Source organism: Streptomyces sp. TS71-3 (assembly GCF_018327685.1).
Classification (GTDB): domain Bacteria; phylum Actinomycetota; class Actinomycetes; order Streptomycetales; family Streptomycetaceae; genus Streptomyces.
This window is the reverse complement of record NZ_BNEL01000003.1, coordinates 1986897-2002455: the sequence shown is the minus strand read 5'-3', so window position 1 is coordinate 2002455 and position 15559 is coordinate 1986897. Positions and strand designations below refer to the sequence as shown.

The window sequence follows — 15559 nt, the reverse complement described above, 5'->3', positions numbered from 1 at the left end:
AACCCACCCTGTTCTGGATGGGTCAGTCAAGAACGAGGCGCGTCTCGCCGTCAGTCGTCGGGGGCGCCGAGGCCGCCGGGGCCCGCGTGGTGGGTGCCGGGGTCCTGGCGGTCGGGGCCGTGGGGGTCGACCAGGCTGGAGAGGGCGTCCACGGGGTCCAGGCCGGGGCCGCCGCGCGGCCACCAGTTCTCCCGGCCCGGCTCGGACTCGTAGCCGTACCACAGGCCGTCCCGGCCGAGGCGGAGCTGGATGTGGCCGCGGGGGTGGGTCAGGTGGTTGCGCCAGGGCCGGAAGACGGGCAGGCCCGCGGCCAGCAGCGCGGGGCGGGCGCGGTCGAACCGGCCGGCCGGCGGGTCCCAGGGCTCCTCCAGCACCGCGAGGCCCTCGGCGCCGCCCTGCCGCCAGGCCGCGACCGCCCGGGCCAGCTCGCCGGTGCTCCGGCCGGTGGCCTCCGCCAGGTCCGCGTACAGGCCGCGGGTGCCGGCCGTCAGGCCCGAGCCGGGGCGGGCGGCGGCGAGCCGCACGGCGTCCTGCCACAGCGTCAGGTCGGCCACGGGGTCGCGGCCGGTGGTGAGCAGGGCGTGCGCGCGGGCCGCGGCGTCGGTCGCCAACTGGTCCAGTGCCAGTGGGTCGGGGCCGCCGGGGGTGGCGGGGTACGCGGGCGGGTGCTCGGGCGTCTTCGGCGCGGGCAGCGGCGGCGGGAGGGGGCCCGGCGGGGCCGCGCCGTACAGGTCCTCCGCGGGCACGCCCGGGAGCGGCGCGGGGCCCCACGCGGCCTGGGCCGCGCGGGCGGTGCGGGTCGCGTGCCGGCGGGCGAGGGTGTCGAGGAGTTCCCGCTCGCCGCGGCCGCGCAGGAGCAGCAGGAGGAACGGGTCCTCGTCGAGCAGCCGGGCCGTGCGGTAGCAGAGCGCCGCGGCGTGCTTGCAGGGGCGGCCCGAGTCGGGGCAGCTGCACTGCGGTTCGAGGTCGCCCGGTCCGGGAAGCAGGCCGGGGCCGTGCTCGGCCAGCGAGTGCGGCAGGTCCCGGTCGAGGAGTGCGGCGATGTGCCCGGGGTGCTCGGCCGCGGCGTCCAGGAACTCCTCCCAGGCCTCGTCCGGCAGCAGCCGCAGGCGGACCTGCGCGCGGTACGGGCGCGGCCTGCTGCCCTGCACGTACGCGAGCAGCCGTCCCGGTGTCACGCTGACGTCCCCCACCTGCCCCCGTCCCGCGTAGGCCCGGCCCCGCGCCAGCCGCGCGGGATCGAGGGCACCGGCCTCCAGCGCGGCGATCCAGGCGTCGCCCCACCATGTGCGCGCCCCGCCGTCGCCCTCGGCCCGGCGGACGCGACCGGCTTCGGTTGCGTTGGCGCCACCGGGCCTCCCGCGGGCGCCGGACATCGGGCGGTCACCGGACGCCTGGCGGTCACCGGCGTCTGCGCGGTCACCGGGCACCGGGCCGTCACCAGCCACCGCGCGGTCACTGGAACCCCCGAGACCACCGGCCGCCCCCAACCCCTCAGGCTCACCGGCCTCACCAGACGCCCCGCCAGTCCTCCCACCTCCACCTCCGCCCCCGACCGACGCGACCGAAGCCCCCGAGCCCCCTCGCCTCCGCGCCTCCGCCAGCGCACGCCGTGCCTCGCGCAGGGCGCGGCGGGCCTCGTCAGCGGGGCGCGGGGCGCCCGGGGTGACCGGAGCGCCGGATGTGCGCGGGTCGCCGGACGGGTCCGGACCACCGGGCGGGCCCGGAAGGGCGGGCGAATCCCGAACACCCGGCAGGTCCGGAGGCGGAACACCTGGCAGGTCCGAAGGGGAAGGCGAATCCGCAACACCGGGAGAGTCCGAAGCGCCGGGCGTATCCGGAACACCTGGCGAATCGGGGACACCGGGCGAGTCCGAAGCCCCGAGCGGGTCCGGAGCGCCACGGGAACCGGAACCCCGCCCCGAGTCCGGACGGGAGGACGTCATGACGGCCTCCGCAGGGACACCAGGTCCGCCAGTTCACGGTCCGTCAGCTCGGTGAGGGATGCCTCGCCGGTGCCGAGGACCGCGTCGGCCAGGGCTCGCTTGGCCTCCAGCAGGCCGGCGATGCGGTCCTCCACCGTGCCCTCGGTGATGAGGCGGTGCACCTGGACGGGCTGGGTCTGCCCGATGCGGTAGGCGCGGTCGGTGGCCTGCTCCTCGACCGCGGGATTCCACCAGCGGTCGTAGTGGACGACATGGCCGGCGCGGGTGAGGTTGAGGCCGGTGCCGGCCGCCTTGAGGGAGAGGATCAGCACGGGTGTGGCGCCGCTCTGGAAGCGGTCGACGAGCCGCTCCCGCTCCGGTACGGGCGTGCCGCCGTGCAGCAGCGCCGCGGGGACGGCGCGGGAGGCGAGATGGGCGGAGAGCAGCCGGGCCATGCCGACGTACTGGGTGAAGACCAGGGCCGAGCCCTCCTCGGCGAGGAGGGTGTCGAGGAGGTCGTCGAGCAGCGCCAGCTTGCCGGACCGGCCCTCCAGCCGGCCGCCGGGCTCCTTGAGGTACTGCGCGGGGTGGTTGCAGATCTGCTTGAGTGAGGTGAGCAGCTTGAGGACCAGTCCCCGGCGGCTGATGCCCTCCGCGGCCTCGATGAGTGCCATCGACTCGCGCACCACGGCTTCGTAGAGCGCGCCCTGCTCGCGGGTGAGCGGCACCGGGTGGTCGGTCTCGGTCTTCGGCGGCAGCTCGGGCACGATGCCGGGGTCGGACTTCTTGCGGCGCAGCAGGAAGGGCCGCACGAGCTTGGCCAGTCGCTCGGCCGCCCCGGTGTCCTCACCGGCCGCGATGCTCCCCTCGACGGCACGCGCGTGCCGGGAGCGGAACGCCTTCAGGGGGCCGAGCAGGCCGGGGGTGGTCCAGTCGAGCAGGGACCACAGCTCGGAGAGGTTGTTCTCCACGGGGGTGCCGGTGAGGGCGACGCGGGCGGGGGCGGGGATGGTGCGCAGGGCCCGCGCGGTGGCCGAGTACGGGTTCTTGATGTGCTGGGCCTCGTCCGCGACGACCATGCCCCAGGGCTGCTCGGCGAGTTCGGCCGCGGCGGAGCGCATGGTGCCGTACGTGGTGAGCACGAAGCCGGCGTCCAGGCCGGCCAGGCTGCGGCCCTGGCCGTGGAAGCGGCGCACCGGGGTGCCCGGGGCGAAGCGCTCGATCTCCCGCTGCCAGTTCCCGAGGAGCGAGGCGGGGCAGACCACGAGGGTGGGTTCGGGCCTGGCACGCCGCAGATGGAGCGCGATGAGGGTGACCGTCTTGCCGAGGCCCATGTCGTCGGCGAGGCAGCCGCCGAGGCCGAGGGACGTCATCATGTCGAGCCAGGCGAGGCCGCGGAGCTGGTACTCGCGCAGGCGGGCGTGCAGGCCCGGGGGCGGCTCGGCGGGCTCGATGCCGGCGGTGAGCCGGTTGCGGAGCGCCGCGAGCGCGCCCACCGGCACCGCCTCGATCCGCTCGCCGTCCACCTCGACGCTGCCGGCGAGGGCCGCGGCGAGCGCGTCCACCGGGTCGAGCAGGCCCAGTTCGCGCCGGCGGGCCTTGCGTACGAGGCCGGGATCGACGAGGACCCAGCTGTCCCGCAGCCGGACGATCGGGCGGTGCGCCTCGGCCAGTGCGTCCATCTCGGCCTCGCTGAGGGGCTCGCCGCCGAGGGCGAGCTGCCAGCGGAACTGGAGGAGGTCCTCGCTCTCGAAGAACGCCGGCCCGTCGGAGGCGCTGCCCGGCGCGGGCCGCACCTCGGCGGTGGCGGTGAGGTCCCGGGCGAGGTCGCGGGGCCAGTGCACGGCGACGCCGGCCGCCGCGAGCCGGCCGGTGGCCGCCCCCAGGAGCTCCGTCAGCTCGTCCTCGGACAGCGGCAGCACGTCCGGCACCGGCTGGTCGGCGAGCCGGGCGAGCGGCGGCCAGACGCGGGCCGCGCGGCGCACCGCGAGCGCTGTGTCGACCCGGGTGCGGGGGCCGAAGGCGGGGTCGGCGTCGCCCTCCCACAGGGCCGCCGCGTCGACCACGAGGGTGGGGTCGGCGAGGCTGTGCACCTGCACGATCGCCGCTCCCGCGCTGCGCGCCGCGGGCCCGGCCGCGGCCCCCTGGGCACCGGCCCGGGTGCCGTCGTCGAAGACGCGATACCCCGAGAACACGGAGAGGTCGAGGCGGAGCGAGACCCGGACCCCGACGTCCATGCCGGCGGCGACCTCGGCCGCCCATTCGCCGGCCCGGGGCAGCGGCTGGGCCTGGCGCGCGGCGAACGGCGCGCCCGACACGTGGGGCGCGGCGGGCGTGCGCGGCAGGGTGTCCGCGACGGCGTCCAGGAACGCGCGGACGAGTGCCTCGGGCTCCGGCACCGCAGGCGGGTCGCCGCCCGGCAGGGGGACGGCGTGGCCCTCGGGAGGCAGGGCCGCGGCCACGGCTCTGAGGTGCGCGACGTCCTCGGCGTCCAGCGGGCCGGCGCGCCAGGCGTCGTGGCCCTCGGCGGTGAGTCCCGGCAGCAGGCGGCCGCGCGCGACGAGCCGCAGGGCGTGCAGCGCGGCGGCGGACCAGCAGGCGGTGGCCGGATGGGTGCCGGAGGTCTTGCGGGCGGCGGCGAGCAGCGGGAGGGCGGCGGCCAGCGGGACGGTGAGGGCGGGGACGGACTCCGCGCGCACGGGCGTGCCGGGGCGGATCACCGTGAGCCGGGCGGGGGTGGCGCCCGGGTGCGTGCTCCGGTGGGGGTCGAGGGCCCCTGTGGGGTCCCAGAAGGCGAGGTGGCCGTCCCGGGGAAGCGGTGCGGGGACGAAGACGGCGGGGAGGCGGGCGAGGGCGAGCCCGTGGTCCACGGGGTCGCGGCCGGTCGTGCCCCTGCCCGTGCGCCCCAGGGCCGTGGGGCCCCGGCCCGCGGGGCCTTCCGTCCGTGCCGCGGTGTCTCGCGCGGCCATCTGTCTCGCCTCCCTCCACTCTCGCCTGGTCGGGTGTCTTCGACTCTACGAGGGGGGTCTGACAATCGGTTCCGCCGTATGCCCGCCGTGCGGGTTCAGGGCGTGGTGGAGGAGACCACGAAGACCTCGGGGTAGCGCGGGTTGGAGTTGTTGACCACGACGTTCAACGTGGGCAGCGGGTTCTTCTGGCGGTACGTGAGGCCCCGCCAGTCGCCCGTGCCGCTGAAGTCCCATTCGACGATCCTGCGGTCGCGGGCGCTGATGGGCAGGTCGCCCTTCTGGAGCGCGCCGGGGCTGGTGCCCATGGCGGAGAGGAAGGTGTTCAGGCCGTGCGGGGTGGTCAGGAACTCGACGTAGAGGCGGCTGGTCTTCCAGTTGTTAGTCTCGTAGTACGAGATGGCCTCGTGCTGGCTGGGGATGTGGACGTCGTACAGCCGTTGCTGGACCCGGGAGGGCACGCCGGCGAGCAGGCCGGTGGCCGTGTACCTGGCCTGCTTGTCCTTGCCGCTGTCCCGGCTCTGGTTCGCGGAGATCACCAGGTAGCCCGCCGGGATGCCGATGAGCAGCACGATGACGCTCAGCGTGAGGGTGCGCCTGCGGATCACATGGCGGCGGTTCTCGGCCGGCCGGCCGGGTGGCACGGCGTCGGCGCTCACGTCGGTCCGTTCCACGGTGTCGGGTTCGGTGGTACTCATCGCTGGGACCCCTGGGTGCGGGCGGTGCGGCGTGCCGCCTGGACATACCGCTCGTACCGTTCGTACCGCTCCACGCGGCGGCGCTTGGCGCGGCGGAACCGGCGGGCCACGAGTCGGGCCAGATCGGCTGCGCCGACCATACCGGCCTCGGGCCCCAGCTGGGCGCGTGCGACCCGCGCCTCCGGCCGGTATCCGCGCCCGGTGAGGTGGCGCCGGAACGCCTCGCGGGCCGGTCCGATCAGCAGGTCGTCCGCCGCGCTGACCCCGCCGCCGATCACGAAGCAGGACGGGTCGAGTGCGGCGGCCAGGTTCGCGATGCCCACGCCGAGCCACTGGCCGATGTCCTGGAGCAGTTCCACGCACATCGCGTCGCCCTCGCGGGCCAGCTCCGTGATCAGGGGTCCCGTGATGTCGGGGATGCTGCCCTTGACCCGGTCGATGATGTTGTACGCGACCGGCGAGTCCGCGGCGGCGAGCTCCCGTGCCTCGCGGACCAGGGCGTTGCCGGAGCTGTACTGCTCCCAGCATCCGCGGTTCCCGCAGGGGCAGCGGTGTCCGCCCGGGACGACCTGCATATGGCCGAATTCTCCCGCGACCCCGTACTTGCCCCGCTTGACCTGGCCGTCCTCCAGGATCGCGCCGCCGATGCCGGTGCCGAGGGTGATCATGACGAGGTGGCTCTCGCCGCGGCCCGCGCCGAAGCGCCATTCGCCCCAGGCGGCGGTGTTCGCGTCGTTGTCGACCATCACGGGGACGGCGAGGCGGCCGGAGAGCCGGTCGCGCAGGGGCTCGTTCCGCCAGGACAGGTGGGGTGCGAAGAGCACGCGGTTGCGGTCGGCGTCGACCCAGCCGGCGGCGCCGATGCCGACGGCGTGCACGTCGTGTCTGTCGGACAGGTCGAGCACGAGCTCGACGATGGTGTCCTCGACGACCCGGGGGCTCTTGGACTTGTCCGGGGTCTCGGCGCGCAGGGTCTCCAGGATGGCGCCGTCGGCGTCCACGACGCCCGCCATCACCTTGGTCCCGCCGATGTCGATGCCCACGGTGGGCACGCGGGGCGCCGTCAGGTGGGAGCGGCGCTCTCGGGCGCCGACGGTGCGCAGAACGGTGGCCCGCGCGGAACCACCGGCGCCGCCGGCCCGACCGACCTGGAGAGCTCGGGAGAGGGCGAGGTCGCGGTAGGTGCTCATCGCGCCGATTGTGCCTCACGCGGCGGTGGGGGCGCATGGCGCGGGTCGCTGCAGGTGGCTGCGCCCGGCTGTACCCGCACGCGCGTGGCCGGCACCGCACGGTTCCGTCCGTGGGCCCGGCATCCCTTTACGTCGGGGTTGCGCCCCGTTCCCCTAGGGGCGCGGGGAACTGCGCGACCAGCCACGACGACACCGTCAGGTCGCCACCGGCCCAGAGGGGCTGGTTCTGTCGCATCCGGACCACCCCCGGTGGATGGTTGCTCGCGCCTGCGCGGCGGAGCCGCATATCGACACAGACCCGCGCCCCTTGCAGGGCTGGGCTACGCCCCGATCAAAGGGGCGCCGGGAACTGCGCGACCAGCCACGCGACGACACCGTCACGTCGCCACCGACCCAAAGGGGCAGTCTCCGCCAGCCCATCGGCCGCGTCCGGACCACCCCCCGGTGGATGGTTGCTCGCGCCTGCGCGGCGGAGCCGCATATCGACACAGACCCGCGCCCCTGAGGTGGGCCGGGGCTGGGCCGCGATCAAGGCGTGCCGGGGCCGCCGAGGTGCGCCGGGGCCGGGGCGCGTTCCAGTTCGTGGCGGAGGTCGTCCAGCTCCGTGCCGCCCGCCATCTGGCGGGTGAGCTCGTCCAGGGTGATCTCGTCGCGGGTGTGGCTGCCCGCCATGACACCCCGCTTGAGCAGGACGAAACGGTCCCCGACCAGGTAGGCGTGGTGCGGGTTGTGCGTGATCAGTACCACACCGAGTCCGGCGTCCCGCGCCGCGGCCACGTACTTCAGGACCACCCCGGACTGCTTCACGCCGAGCGCGGCGGTGGGCTCGTCGAGGACGAGGACCTTGGCTCCGAAGTAGACCGCGCGGGCGATGGCCACGCACTGCCGCTCACCGCCCGAGAGCGTGCCGATGGGCTGGTCGACGTCGCGCAGGTCGATGCCCATGCGGCGCAGCTCGGCGTGTGCGGTGGCGCGCATGAACGGCACGTCCATGCGGCGCAGCGGCCCCCATCCCTTGGTGGGCTCGGAGCCGAGGAAGAAGTTCCGCCAGACGGGCATCAGGGAGACCACGGCGAGGTCCTGGTAGACCGTGGCGATGCCGCGGTCCAGGGCCTCGCGCGGGGAGCCGAGGGAGGCCTCCTCGCCCTCGATCCGGAAGGTGCCCGCGTCGTGCCGGTGCAGGCCCGCGATGATCTTGATGAGGGTGGACTTGCCCGCGCCGTTGTCGCCGAGGACACAGCTGATCTGCCCGGCGTGCACGTCGAGGGAGACCTCTTCGAGCGCGCGGACGTTGCCGTAGTACTTGCTGACGGCGTCGAGCCGGACGAGGGGCGGGCGCTCCCCGTCCTCCGGCGCGTCCGGCGCCTCGCGGTCCACGGGCTCCCCTTCGCCCGCCGCCACGCCGTCCGTGCCCTCGACCTCACCCGCCGCGGCGTCCGTGCCCGTCGCCTCCGCACCGCCCGCCGCATCCGTACCCGGCGTCCCGGCGGCCCCCGCCGCCTCCGTGCCGTCGCCCGCCACACCGTCGTCCTTGGCCGTCATGCCGTCGCCTCCGCGCGCTTGCGGACCCAGGCGTTGAGCAGGGTCGCGAGGAGCAGCATCGCTCCGAGGAAGAACTTGAACCAGTCCGGCTCCCACTCCGCGAAGACGATGCCCTTGCTGGTCATGCCGAAGATCAGGGCGCCGATCGCGGAGCCCACCGCGGAGCCGTAGCCGCCGGTGATCAGGCAGCCTCCGATCACCGCGGCGATGATGTAGATGAGTTCGTTGCCGACGCCCTCGCCGGACTGCACGGAGTCGAACGAGAAGAGCAGGTGCTGTCCCGCGATCCAGGCGCCGAAGGCGACGCCCATGTAGAGCCCGATCTTGGTCTTGGCCACCGGGACGCCCACCGCCCGTGCGGCGTCCCTGCTGCCGCCCACCGCGAAGATCCAGTTGCCGACGCGGGTGCGCAGCAGGATCCAGGTGGCGACGGCCACCAGCACGAGCCACCAGACAATCGTGATCCGGAAGCTGACCCCGCCGATGGTGAACCGGGACGCGAACAGGGCCCGCGCGGAGTCGAAGCCGTCCATGTCCCCGATCGACTTGGTGGACACGGTGCCGTCGATGAGCTGGGTGAAGCCCAGGTTCATGCCGGTCAGCATCAGGTAGGTGCCGAGGGTGATGATGAAGCTCGGCAGCTTGGTGCGGGTCAGCATGAAGCCGTTGAACGCGCCGATCGCCAGGGTCACGAGCAGCGAGACGCCGACGCCGACCCAGACGTTCGCGGTCATCTGGTAGCTGAACATCGACGAGATGAGGGCGGAGGAGGTCACCATCACGCCCGCCGACAGGTCGAACTCGCCGCCGATCATCAGCAGCGCCACCGGCACCGCCATGATCCCGATGGTGGACGAGGCGTAGAGGACGGTGCTGAGGCTGGAGGTCCGCAGGAACGAGTCGGCCGCGACGGCGAAGAACACGAAGACGGCGATCGCGCCGACGACCGAGCCGAGTTCGGGACGGCCGAGCAGCTTGCGCAGCGGCGATTTGCCGAGCAGCCGCTCGTCGGTGCCCCCGGGGCCCTGGCCCTCGCTGCCGGCGCCGGGCGCGGGGGCCGGGGCGGGAGTGGTCGTGGTCATCGCGTGCCCCGCTTGGTGTACTCGGCCAGGGCGCCCGCGCTGTCCTTGGTGATGATCTGCGGGCCGGTCAGCACCGGGCGTCCGCCGCCCAGCTCGTCGGCGTTGTACTTGTAGAGCCAGAGCAGGTCGACGGCCTCGTAGCCCTGGAGGTACGGCTGCTGGTCGACGGCGAAGCCGAGGCTGCCGTCCTTCAGGCCGGAGGCGACCTGGGCGTTCAGGTCGAAGGTGTCGATCTCGGCCTTGCTGCCCGCCTCGTCCTTGGCCTTGACGGCGGTGTCGGCGAACGGCGCGCCGAGCGTGACGACGCTGTCGATGGACTTGTCGGCCTGGAGCTTGGCCTCCACGGACGCCTCCACGTCCGGCATGTTGGTGCCGGTGACGTAGAGGTTGGTCATGGTGCCCTTGAAGTGGTCCTTGGCGCCTGCGCACCGCTGTTCGAGGCCGACGTTGCCCTGCTCGTGCACCACGCACAGGGCCTTCTTGCGGCCGCGCTTGTTCAGCTCGTCGCCGACGGCCTGGCCCGCGATGGTCTCGTCCTGGCCGATGTGGGTGAGGGCGCCGAACGCCTTGGACTGGTCGCCGCCGGAGTTCACGGTGATCACCGGGATGCCGGCCTTCTCGGCGCGGGCCACGGCCGCCTTCATGGCGTCCGGCTTGGCGAGCGTGACGATCAGGCCGTCGACCTTCTTGTCGACGGCGGCGTCCACGAGCTGCGCCTGCTGCTGGGCCTGGTCGTCGTGCGAGTAGAGGAAGTTGATGTTGTCCTTGACGGCGGCCTGCTTGGCGCCGCTCTGGACGATGTCCCAGAAGGTGTCGCCGTCGCCGGAGTGCGTGACCATCGCGATCGTCCAGCGGGGTGTGTTGACCGCCGCCTTCCCCCCGGCCGCGGCGTTGCGGGCGTCCTCGGCGCGTTTGCCGCCGTGGCTGCTGCACCCCGCCATGCTCAGGCCGAGCGCTGCCGCCAGCGCGATGCTTACCCAGCTGCGAAACCGTGCCACGAGGCCGCGCCCCTCTGCTTCCGTTTGCCGTACCGATACGGATCGGCCGCCCAGTATCCGGTAGGCGCTCCGGTACCCGCGCACCGGGTGCCGCTCCGGCCGACCGGGCTGAGCAGGGTGATCGGTACCGCCGGCCGCCGTCGGTGGCGGATGGAGGTGTTCTAGCCCGCACCTGGGGACGCGTCAATGGTTTTGTCAGAACATTCTGACGACGGGCCGCAGGGCGGCGGGTAGCCGGGAAGGCGACAGGCCACGACACGCCTGCCGGGGGTACCTCCCACGCCCTTCAGGCAGTGGGGGAGGGCCACCAGGCCCAGCCCCTTACGGTCGCCTGCCTGACCACCTGCCGGTGGGGGCTGATCGCGCAGTTCCCCGCGCCCCTGGGTAGGCCGGGGCCCAGCCCCACCAGCCGGTCCCGGCACGTCGCACCCACGCGGCGGAGCCTCCCCCACTGCCTGAAAGGCGTGGGAGGTACCCCCAGGACACAGACCCGCGCCCCCAAAGGGGCGCCGCCCTACGGCCGCACCAGCAGCTGGAACTCGAACGAGTAGCGCGACGCGCGGTAGGTGTGGGCCCCGAACTCGACCGGGCGGCCGGTGTCGTCGAACGTGGTGCGCTCCATGGTGAGCAGCGGGGCGCCGGTGGGCTCGGCGAGGCGCCCGGCCTCCTCCGCGGTGGCGGCGCGCGCGCCAACCGACTGCCGGGCGCTGTGCAGGGTGATCCCGGCGGCGCGCATGAGCCGGTAGAGGCCGGTGGCCTCCAGGTCCTCGTCGGTCAGGTCGAGCAGGCCGGCGGGCAGGTGGTTGCAGAGGTACGCCATGGGCTCACCGTGCGCCATGCGCAGCCGCTCGACGCGGAGCACGTCGCCGCCTTCCGCGATGCCCAGGGCGGCCGCGGCCGCGGCGGGCGCCGGCACCACGGCACGGGAGAGCACCCGGGTGGTGGGGCGCTGGCCGGCGGCCTCCAGGTCGTCGTAGAGGCTGCTGAGTTCAAGGGGGCGCTTGATCTGGCTGTGCACGACCTGCGTGCCGACACCCCGGCGGCGCACCAGCAGGCCCTTGTCGACCAGGGTCTGGATGGCCTGGCGGACGGTGGGGCGGGAGAGGCCGAGGCGGCCCGCGAGCTCGATCTCGTTGCCGAGCAGCGTGCCGGGCGTCAGGGCGCCGCGCTCGATCGCCGCCTCCAGCTGCTGCGACAGCTGGAAGTAGAGCGGGACGGGGCTGCTCCGGTCGACGCTGAGGTGAAGAGGGACGGTCGGATCCACTCCTGGTTTGGACACGGTGTGAGGGTAGTCCCAGGAAATGATGACGGGAAGTTGTGAAGTCACATTGTCCGGACAAACCATTGACAGGGATTGGGCTCCGGGCCACTTTGGAGCCATGCGCATCGGACTCATCGGAACGGGCCGCATCGGCTCCTTCCACGCCGCCACCCTGCACCGCAGCCCCGAGGTCGACTCACTCGCCGTCACCGACGCCGACCCGGCACGGGCGGCGGACCTGGCGGACCGGCTCGGGGCGACCCTGCTGCCCTCCGTGGACGAACTGCTCGCCTGGAGCCCCGACGCGGTGGTGATCACCGCCGCCACCTCGGCGCACGCCGAGCTCATCGCCCGGGCCGCACGCGCCGGGCTGCCCGCCTTCTGCGAGAAGCCCATCGCGCTCGACCTGGCGGGCACCCTGGCGGCGCTGCGCGAGGTGGACGAGTCGGGCACGGTGCTCCAGCTCGGCTTCCAGCGCCGCTTCGACGCGGGGTACACGGCGGCACGCGAGGCCGTGCGCGAGGGCCGGCTCGGGCGGCTGCACACGGTGCGGGCGATGACGTCGGACCCGGCGCCGCCGCCGGCCGCGTACCTGCCGCTGTCCGGCGGCCTGTACCGGGACTGCCTGGTGCACGACTTCGACGCCCTGCGGTGGGTGACGGGCCTGGAGGTGACACACGTGTACGCCACCGGGTCGGACGCGGGTCCCGCGATGTTCGCCGAGGCGGGCGACGTCGACACGGCCGCCGCGGTGCTCACCCTGTCCGACGGCACGCTCGCCACGGCCACAGCGACCCGCTGCAACGGCGCGGGGTACGACGTGCGCATGGAGCTGGCCGGCGAGCGCGACCAGATCGCGGTGGGCCTGGACGCCCGCACCCCGATCACCTCCACGGAGCCCTCGGGCCCCTGGCCGACCGACAAGCCGGACAAGCCCTGGAGCGGCTTCCTGGAGCGCTTCGCGCCCGCCTACGAGGCCGAACTCGCGGCGTTCGTGGACGTGGTGCGCGGCGAGCGCGCCAACCCGTGCGACGGCCGCGAGGCCCTGCACGCCCTGCGCATCGCGGAGGCCTGCGAGCTCTCCCGGCACGAGCGCCGGCCGGTCGCCCTGGCGGAGATCCCCGGGGCCTGAGGCACGCTGCCCGGGGCAGCCCTCCGGGCCCCCGGGCCCGCTCAGTCCCCCGGGCCCCGTTCAGTCCTCCGGGTCCAGCACCCCGGCGTCGTACGTCAGCAGCGCGATCTGCACGCGGTTGTTGAGGCCGAGCCGGGACAGGATGTGGGACACGTGCGTCTTGACGGTCGCGACGCTCACGTAGAGCTCGGTGGCGATGTCCGCGTTGGAGGCGCCGCGGCCGACGGCAAGGGCGACCTCCGTTTCGCGGTCCCCCAGCAGGTCGAGGCGGGCACGCGCGCGTGCCCGCCGCTCCCGTGCCGGGTCCGCGCCTGCCACCCGGGCGATGAGCTGCCGGGTGACGGCGGGTGAGAGCACCGGCGCGCCCGCCGCCACGCGGCGCACCGCGTCGACGATCTCGGCGGGCGGGGTGTCCTTGAGGACGAAGCCCGCGGCGCCCGCGCGCAGTGCCCTGAGCACCTGCTCGTCGGCGTGGAAGGTGGTGAGCACCACCACCTCGGGCGGCTGCGGGCCGGCGCGGAGGATCTCCGTGGCGGCCAGGCCGTCCAGCGTCGGCATGCGGATGTCCATCAGGACGACGTCGGGGCTGTGCCGTTCGGCGAGGGCGGCCACCTCGGCGCCGTCCCCGGCCTCGCCGACGATCTCGATGTCGCCGGCGCCGCCGAGCATCAGGGAGAGCCCGACGCGCACCAACGGGTCGTCGTCGACGAGGAGCACCCTGATCGGCTTCATGAGGGCCACCGTAGCCGCGCGGCGCCTCAGGCGGGCCAGGGCAGCCAGGCCCGCACCAGGAAGCCGCCGCCGTCCGACGGGCCGTGCTCCAGGCGCCCGCCGGCCAGCGTGGCCCGTTCCGTGAGGCCGATGAGTCCCTGGCCCGAGCCCGGCACGTGCGGCACCCGGCCGGGGGGCGCGGGGTTGGACACGGAGAGGGTGAGGCCGTCGCCCGCGGCGCCGGACAGGCGGACGGTGACGAGGGCGCCCGGGGCGTGCTTGCGGGCGTTGGTGAGGCACTCCTGCGCGATGCGGTAGGCGGTGCGGCCGGTGGCGGCGGGCACGGCGGCGTGGTCCGGGACCTCGCCGGCGAGGTCGACCCGCATCCCGGCCGCCCGCACCTCCTCGACGAGGGCGCCGAGGCCGGCGAGCGTCGGCTGCGGGTGGCCGGCGTCGGGGCCGCTCTCCCCCGCGCGCAGCACTCCGATGATCTGCCTCAGGTCCTGCAGCGCCTCGTGCGAGCTCTCCCGGATCACTCCGGCCGCGCGGGCGACCTCCTCGCCCGGCGCGTCCGGCCGGAACTCCAGCGCGCCGGCGTGCACGCTGAGCAGCGTGAGGCGGTGGGCGAGGACGTCGTGCATCTCCCGTGCGATGGCCTCCCTGGCGAGCCGCTGGGCCTGCTCGGCGCGGAGCGCGGCCTCGGACTCGGCGCGCCTTGCCTGGTCGCGCAGGCTCAGCAGCAGCTGGCGCCGGGACCGCGCGAACATCCCCCAGCCGACGGCGGCCCCGAGGAGCAGGACCGAGAACGCGACGGAGACGGCGTACGGCGTGTTCGGGTCGGGGCGGAACCAGTAGAAGAACGGCAGTACGGCGATCGTGCCGCCGCCGATCCAGGCGACGTACGGGAAGGGCCGGTGCACGGCGAGCGTGAACAGGGCGACCAGGCCCGCGCCGCCCGAGGTGTCGGAGACGGTGCCGGCCAGCAGCATCGCCACGGCGAAGCCCACCGGCCAGCGGCGCCGCAGCCAGACGGCGCCGCAGGACAGGGCGCCCAGGATCTGGTCGAGGTAGGTGAGCGCGGAGGGCAGTTCGGCGTCGCGTCCGGTCGAGTGCGCGGCGGCCAGGCCCAGCACGATGGCCGCTAAGAAGCAGGAGAAGTCGACGAGCCAGTCCCGCAGGGTGCGCCGCGAGCGGCGCGCGGCGAAGGCCGGGTCCAGCTCACGGACCAGCGCCGAGGGCAGCAGCCACCGCAGCGGGACGGGCGCCGGGGGCGCGGGGGCGGGGCCGGTGGATGTGGCGGTGGAGGTGGAGGTTGAGGCGGAGGTTGAGGCTGTGCGGCCGGATGCGGGTGCGTCGCCGGATGCGTGGGCGTCACCGGATGCGGCCGCCGGCGCGGATTCCGGTTGCGGCCCGGACTCCTGCTCCGGCACCGTTTCCGATCTCGGGGTGGTTTCCGGTCTCGGCACGGGTCCCGGTCTCGGGACGGTCCCCCGGCTCCGCGTGGGCAGCTCAGGCGTGAGGCGCCGCCACCACGACCGGGCCGCGTTCCGCCCTGCCGCCGGACCGCCGGGGGCCTGCGCATGACCTTCCATGGTGGGCAATGTACGCACCACGGGGGGGCCACACGGTGTCCGTGCGAGCCCTTGGGACGAAAGGCAGCCGAAAGTCGGTGCGGCTCCCGACTTTCGTCGCGGTGGACGCCCGGAAGCCGATCCTTCGGTGGACGCGATCTCGCCCCGCGGCCGATGCGTGTGGGGGGTCCGCGGGGCGAGGCTCCGATGCGTGAAGCAGTTTCTGGAACTTCTCGGTGTGATCGCTCTGGTGCAAGGTGTCGGCGGCCTGGTCAGCGCCGCCTCCGGCCGTTCGGGAGGCTGGGGCCTGGTGAGGCTCCTGGACTTCCTCGACGGCTACGAGATCTACGCCAGTGTCACGCTGATCGTGCTGAGCCTGGCGCTGTTCGCGGCCGCGGAGAGCCGGAAGAAGAGCGGGGGCTGACCACCGGGCAGGTGGTCGGCGGTCAGCGCCCCGCTGGTGGGAGGTGAGTCGTGCGGGGC

The 15559-nt window shown here is 74.4% G+C and carries 12 protein-coding genes; 2 read left to right on the top strand and 10 right to left on the bottom strand.

The genetic code is table 11. The features are described from left to right. Nucleotides 1-50: 50 nt before the first annotated feature. The 8 genes from Sm713_RS32650 to Sm713_RS32615 form a co-directional block, all read right to left on the bottom strand. The gene (locus tag Sm713_RS32650; protein ID WP_374196100.1) at nucleotides 51-1376 is read right to left on the bottom strand and encodes an SWIM zinc finger family protein; all 1326 of its coding nucleotides are present in this window, start codon (nucleotides 1374-1376) and stop codon (nucleotides 51-53) included. Nucleotides 1377-1942: 566 nt separating this feature from the next. After that, complete coding sequence (locus tag Sm713_RS32645) at nucleotides 1943-4894, bottom strand: DEAD/DEAH box helicase (protein WP_212913571.1); 2952 nt, start codon at nucleotides 4892-4894, stop codon at nucleotides 1943-1945. A 95-nt stretch (nucleotides 4895-4989) separates the two neighbouring features. Next, on the bottom strand, nucleotides 4990-5589 hold the full coding sequence (locus tag Sm713_RS32640) for a sugar kinase (protein ID WP_249416842.1): 600 nt from the start codon (nucleotides 5587-5589) through the stop codon (nucleotides 4990-4992). Then, nucleotides 5586-6779: an ROK family glucokinase gene (locus tag Sm713_RS32635; RefSeq protein ID WP_249416841.1), complete on the bottom strand. Its 1194-nt coding sequence runs from the start codon at nucleotides 6777-6779 to the stop codon at nucleotides 5586-5588. The genes Sm713_RS32640 and Sm713_RS32635 overlap by 4 nt, the downstream gene beginning before the upstream one ends. A gap of 528 nt (nucleotides 6780-7307) precedes the next feature. Further along, the gene (locus Sm713_RS32630) at nucleotides 7308-8156 is read right to left on the bottom strand and encodes an ATP-binding cassette domain-containing protein (protein WP_212914998.1); all 849 of its coding nucleotides are present in this window, start codon (nucleotides 8154-8156) and stop codon (nucleotides 7308-7310) included. Nucleotides 8157-8317: 161 nt separating this feature from the next. After that, nucleotides 8318-9403, bottom strand: a complete 1086-nt coding sequence (locus tag Sm713_RS32625) for an ABC transporter permease (protein WP_212913570.1) — start codon at nucleotides 9401-9403, stop codon at nucleotides 8318-8320. Beyond that, nucleotides 9400-10401 (bottom strand): sugar ABC transporter substrate-binding protein, encoded by a 1002-nt coding sequence (locus tag Sm713_RS32620; RefSeq protein ID WP_212913569.1) that lies wholly within the window; start codon nucleotides 10399-10401, stop codon nucleotides 9400-9402. Before Sm713_RS32620 ends, Sm713_RS32625 begins: the two co-directional genes overlap by 4 nt. A gap of 514 nt (nucleotides 10402-10915) precedes the next feature. After that, nucleotides 10916-11665, bottom strand: a complete 750-nt coding sequence (locus tag Sm713_RS32615) for a GntR family transcriptional regulator (protein ID WP_249417091.1) — start codon at nucleotides 11663-11665, stop codon at nucleotides 10916-10918. Nucleotides 11666-11780: 115 nt separating this feature from the next. On the opposite strand from Sm713_RS32615, the gene Sm713_RS32610 reads away from it, so the two are divergent. Beyond that, the gene (locus tag Sm713_RS32610; protein WP_212913567.1) at nucleotides 11781-12794 is read left to right on the top strand and encodes a Gfo/Idh/MocA family oxidoreductase; all 1014 of its coding nucleotides are present in this window, start codon (nucleotides 11781-11783) and stop codon (nucleotides 12792-12794) included. Between the two features lie 60 nt (nucleotides 12795-12854). Here the strand turns inward: Sm713_RS32610 and Sm713_RS32605 are convergent, their stop codons facing one another. Both Sm713_RS32605 and Sm713_RS32600 read right to left on the bottom strand, forming a co-directional pair. Next, on the bottom strand, nucleotides 12855-13526 hold the full coding sequence (locus Sm713_RS32605) for a response regulator transcription factor (RefSeq protein ID WP_212913566.1): 672 nt from the start codon (nucleotides 13524-13526) through the stop codon (nucleotides 12855-12857). A gap of 26 nt (nucleotides 13527-13552) precedes the next feature. Continuing rightward, a complete protein-coding gene (locus tag Sm713_RS32600; protein ID WP_249417090.1) occupies nucleotides 13553-14758 on the bottom strand; it encodes a sensor histidine kinase in 1206 nt (401 codons plus the stop codon). 529 nt (nucleotides 14759-15287) lie between these two features. Here Sm713_RS32600 and Sm713_RS32595 point away from each other — a divergent pair. Then, the gene (locus Sm713_RS32595; protein WP_212913564.1) at nucleotides 15288-15500 is read left to right on the top strand and encodes a hypothetical protein; all 213 of its coding nucleotides are present in this window, start codon (nucleotides 15288-15290) and stop codon (nucleotides 15498-15500) included. The last annotated feature ends 59 nt before the right edge of the window (nucleotides 15501-15559 follow it).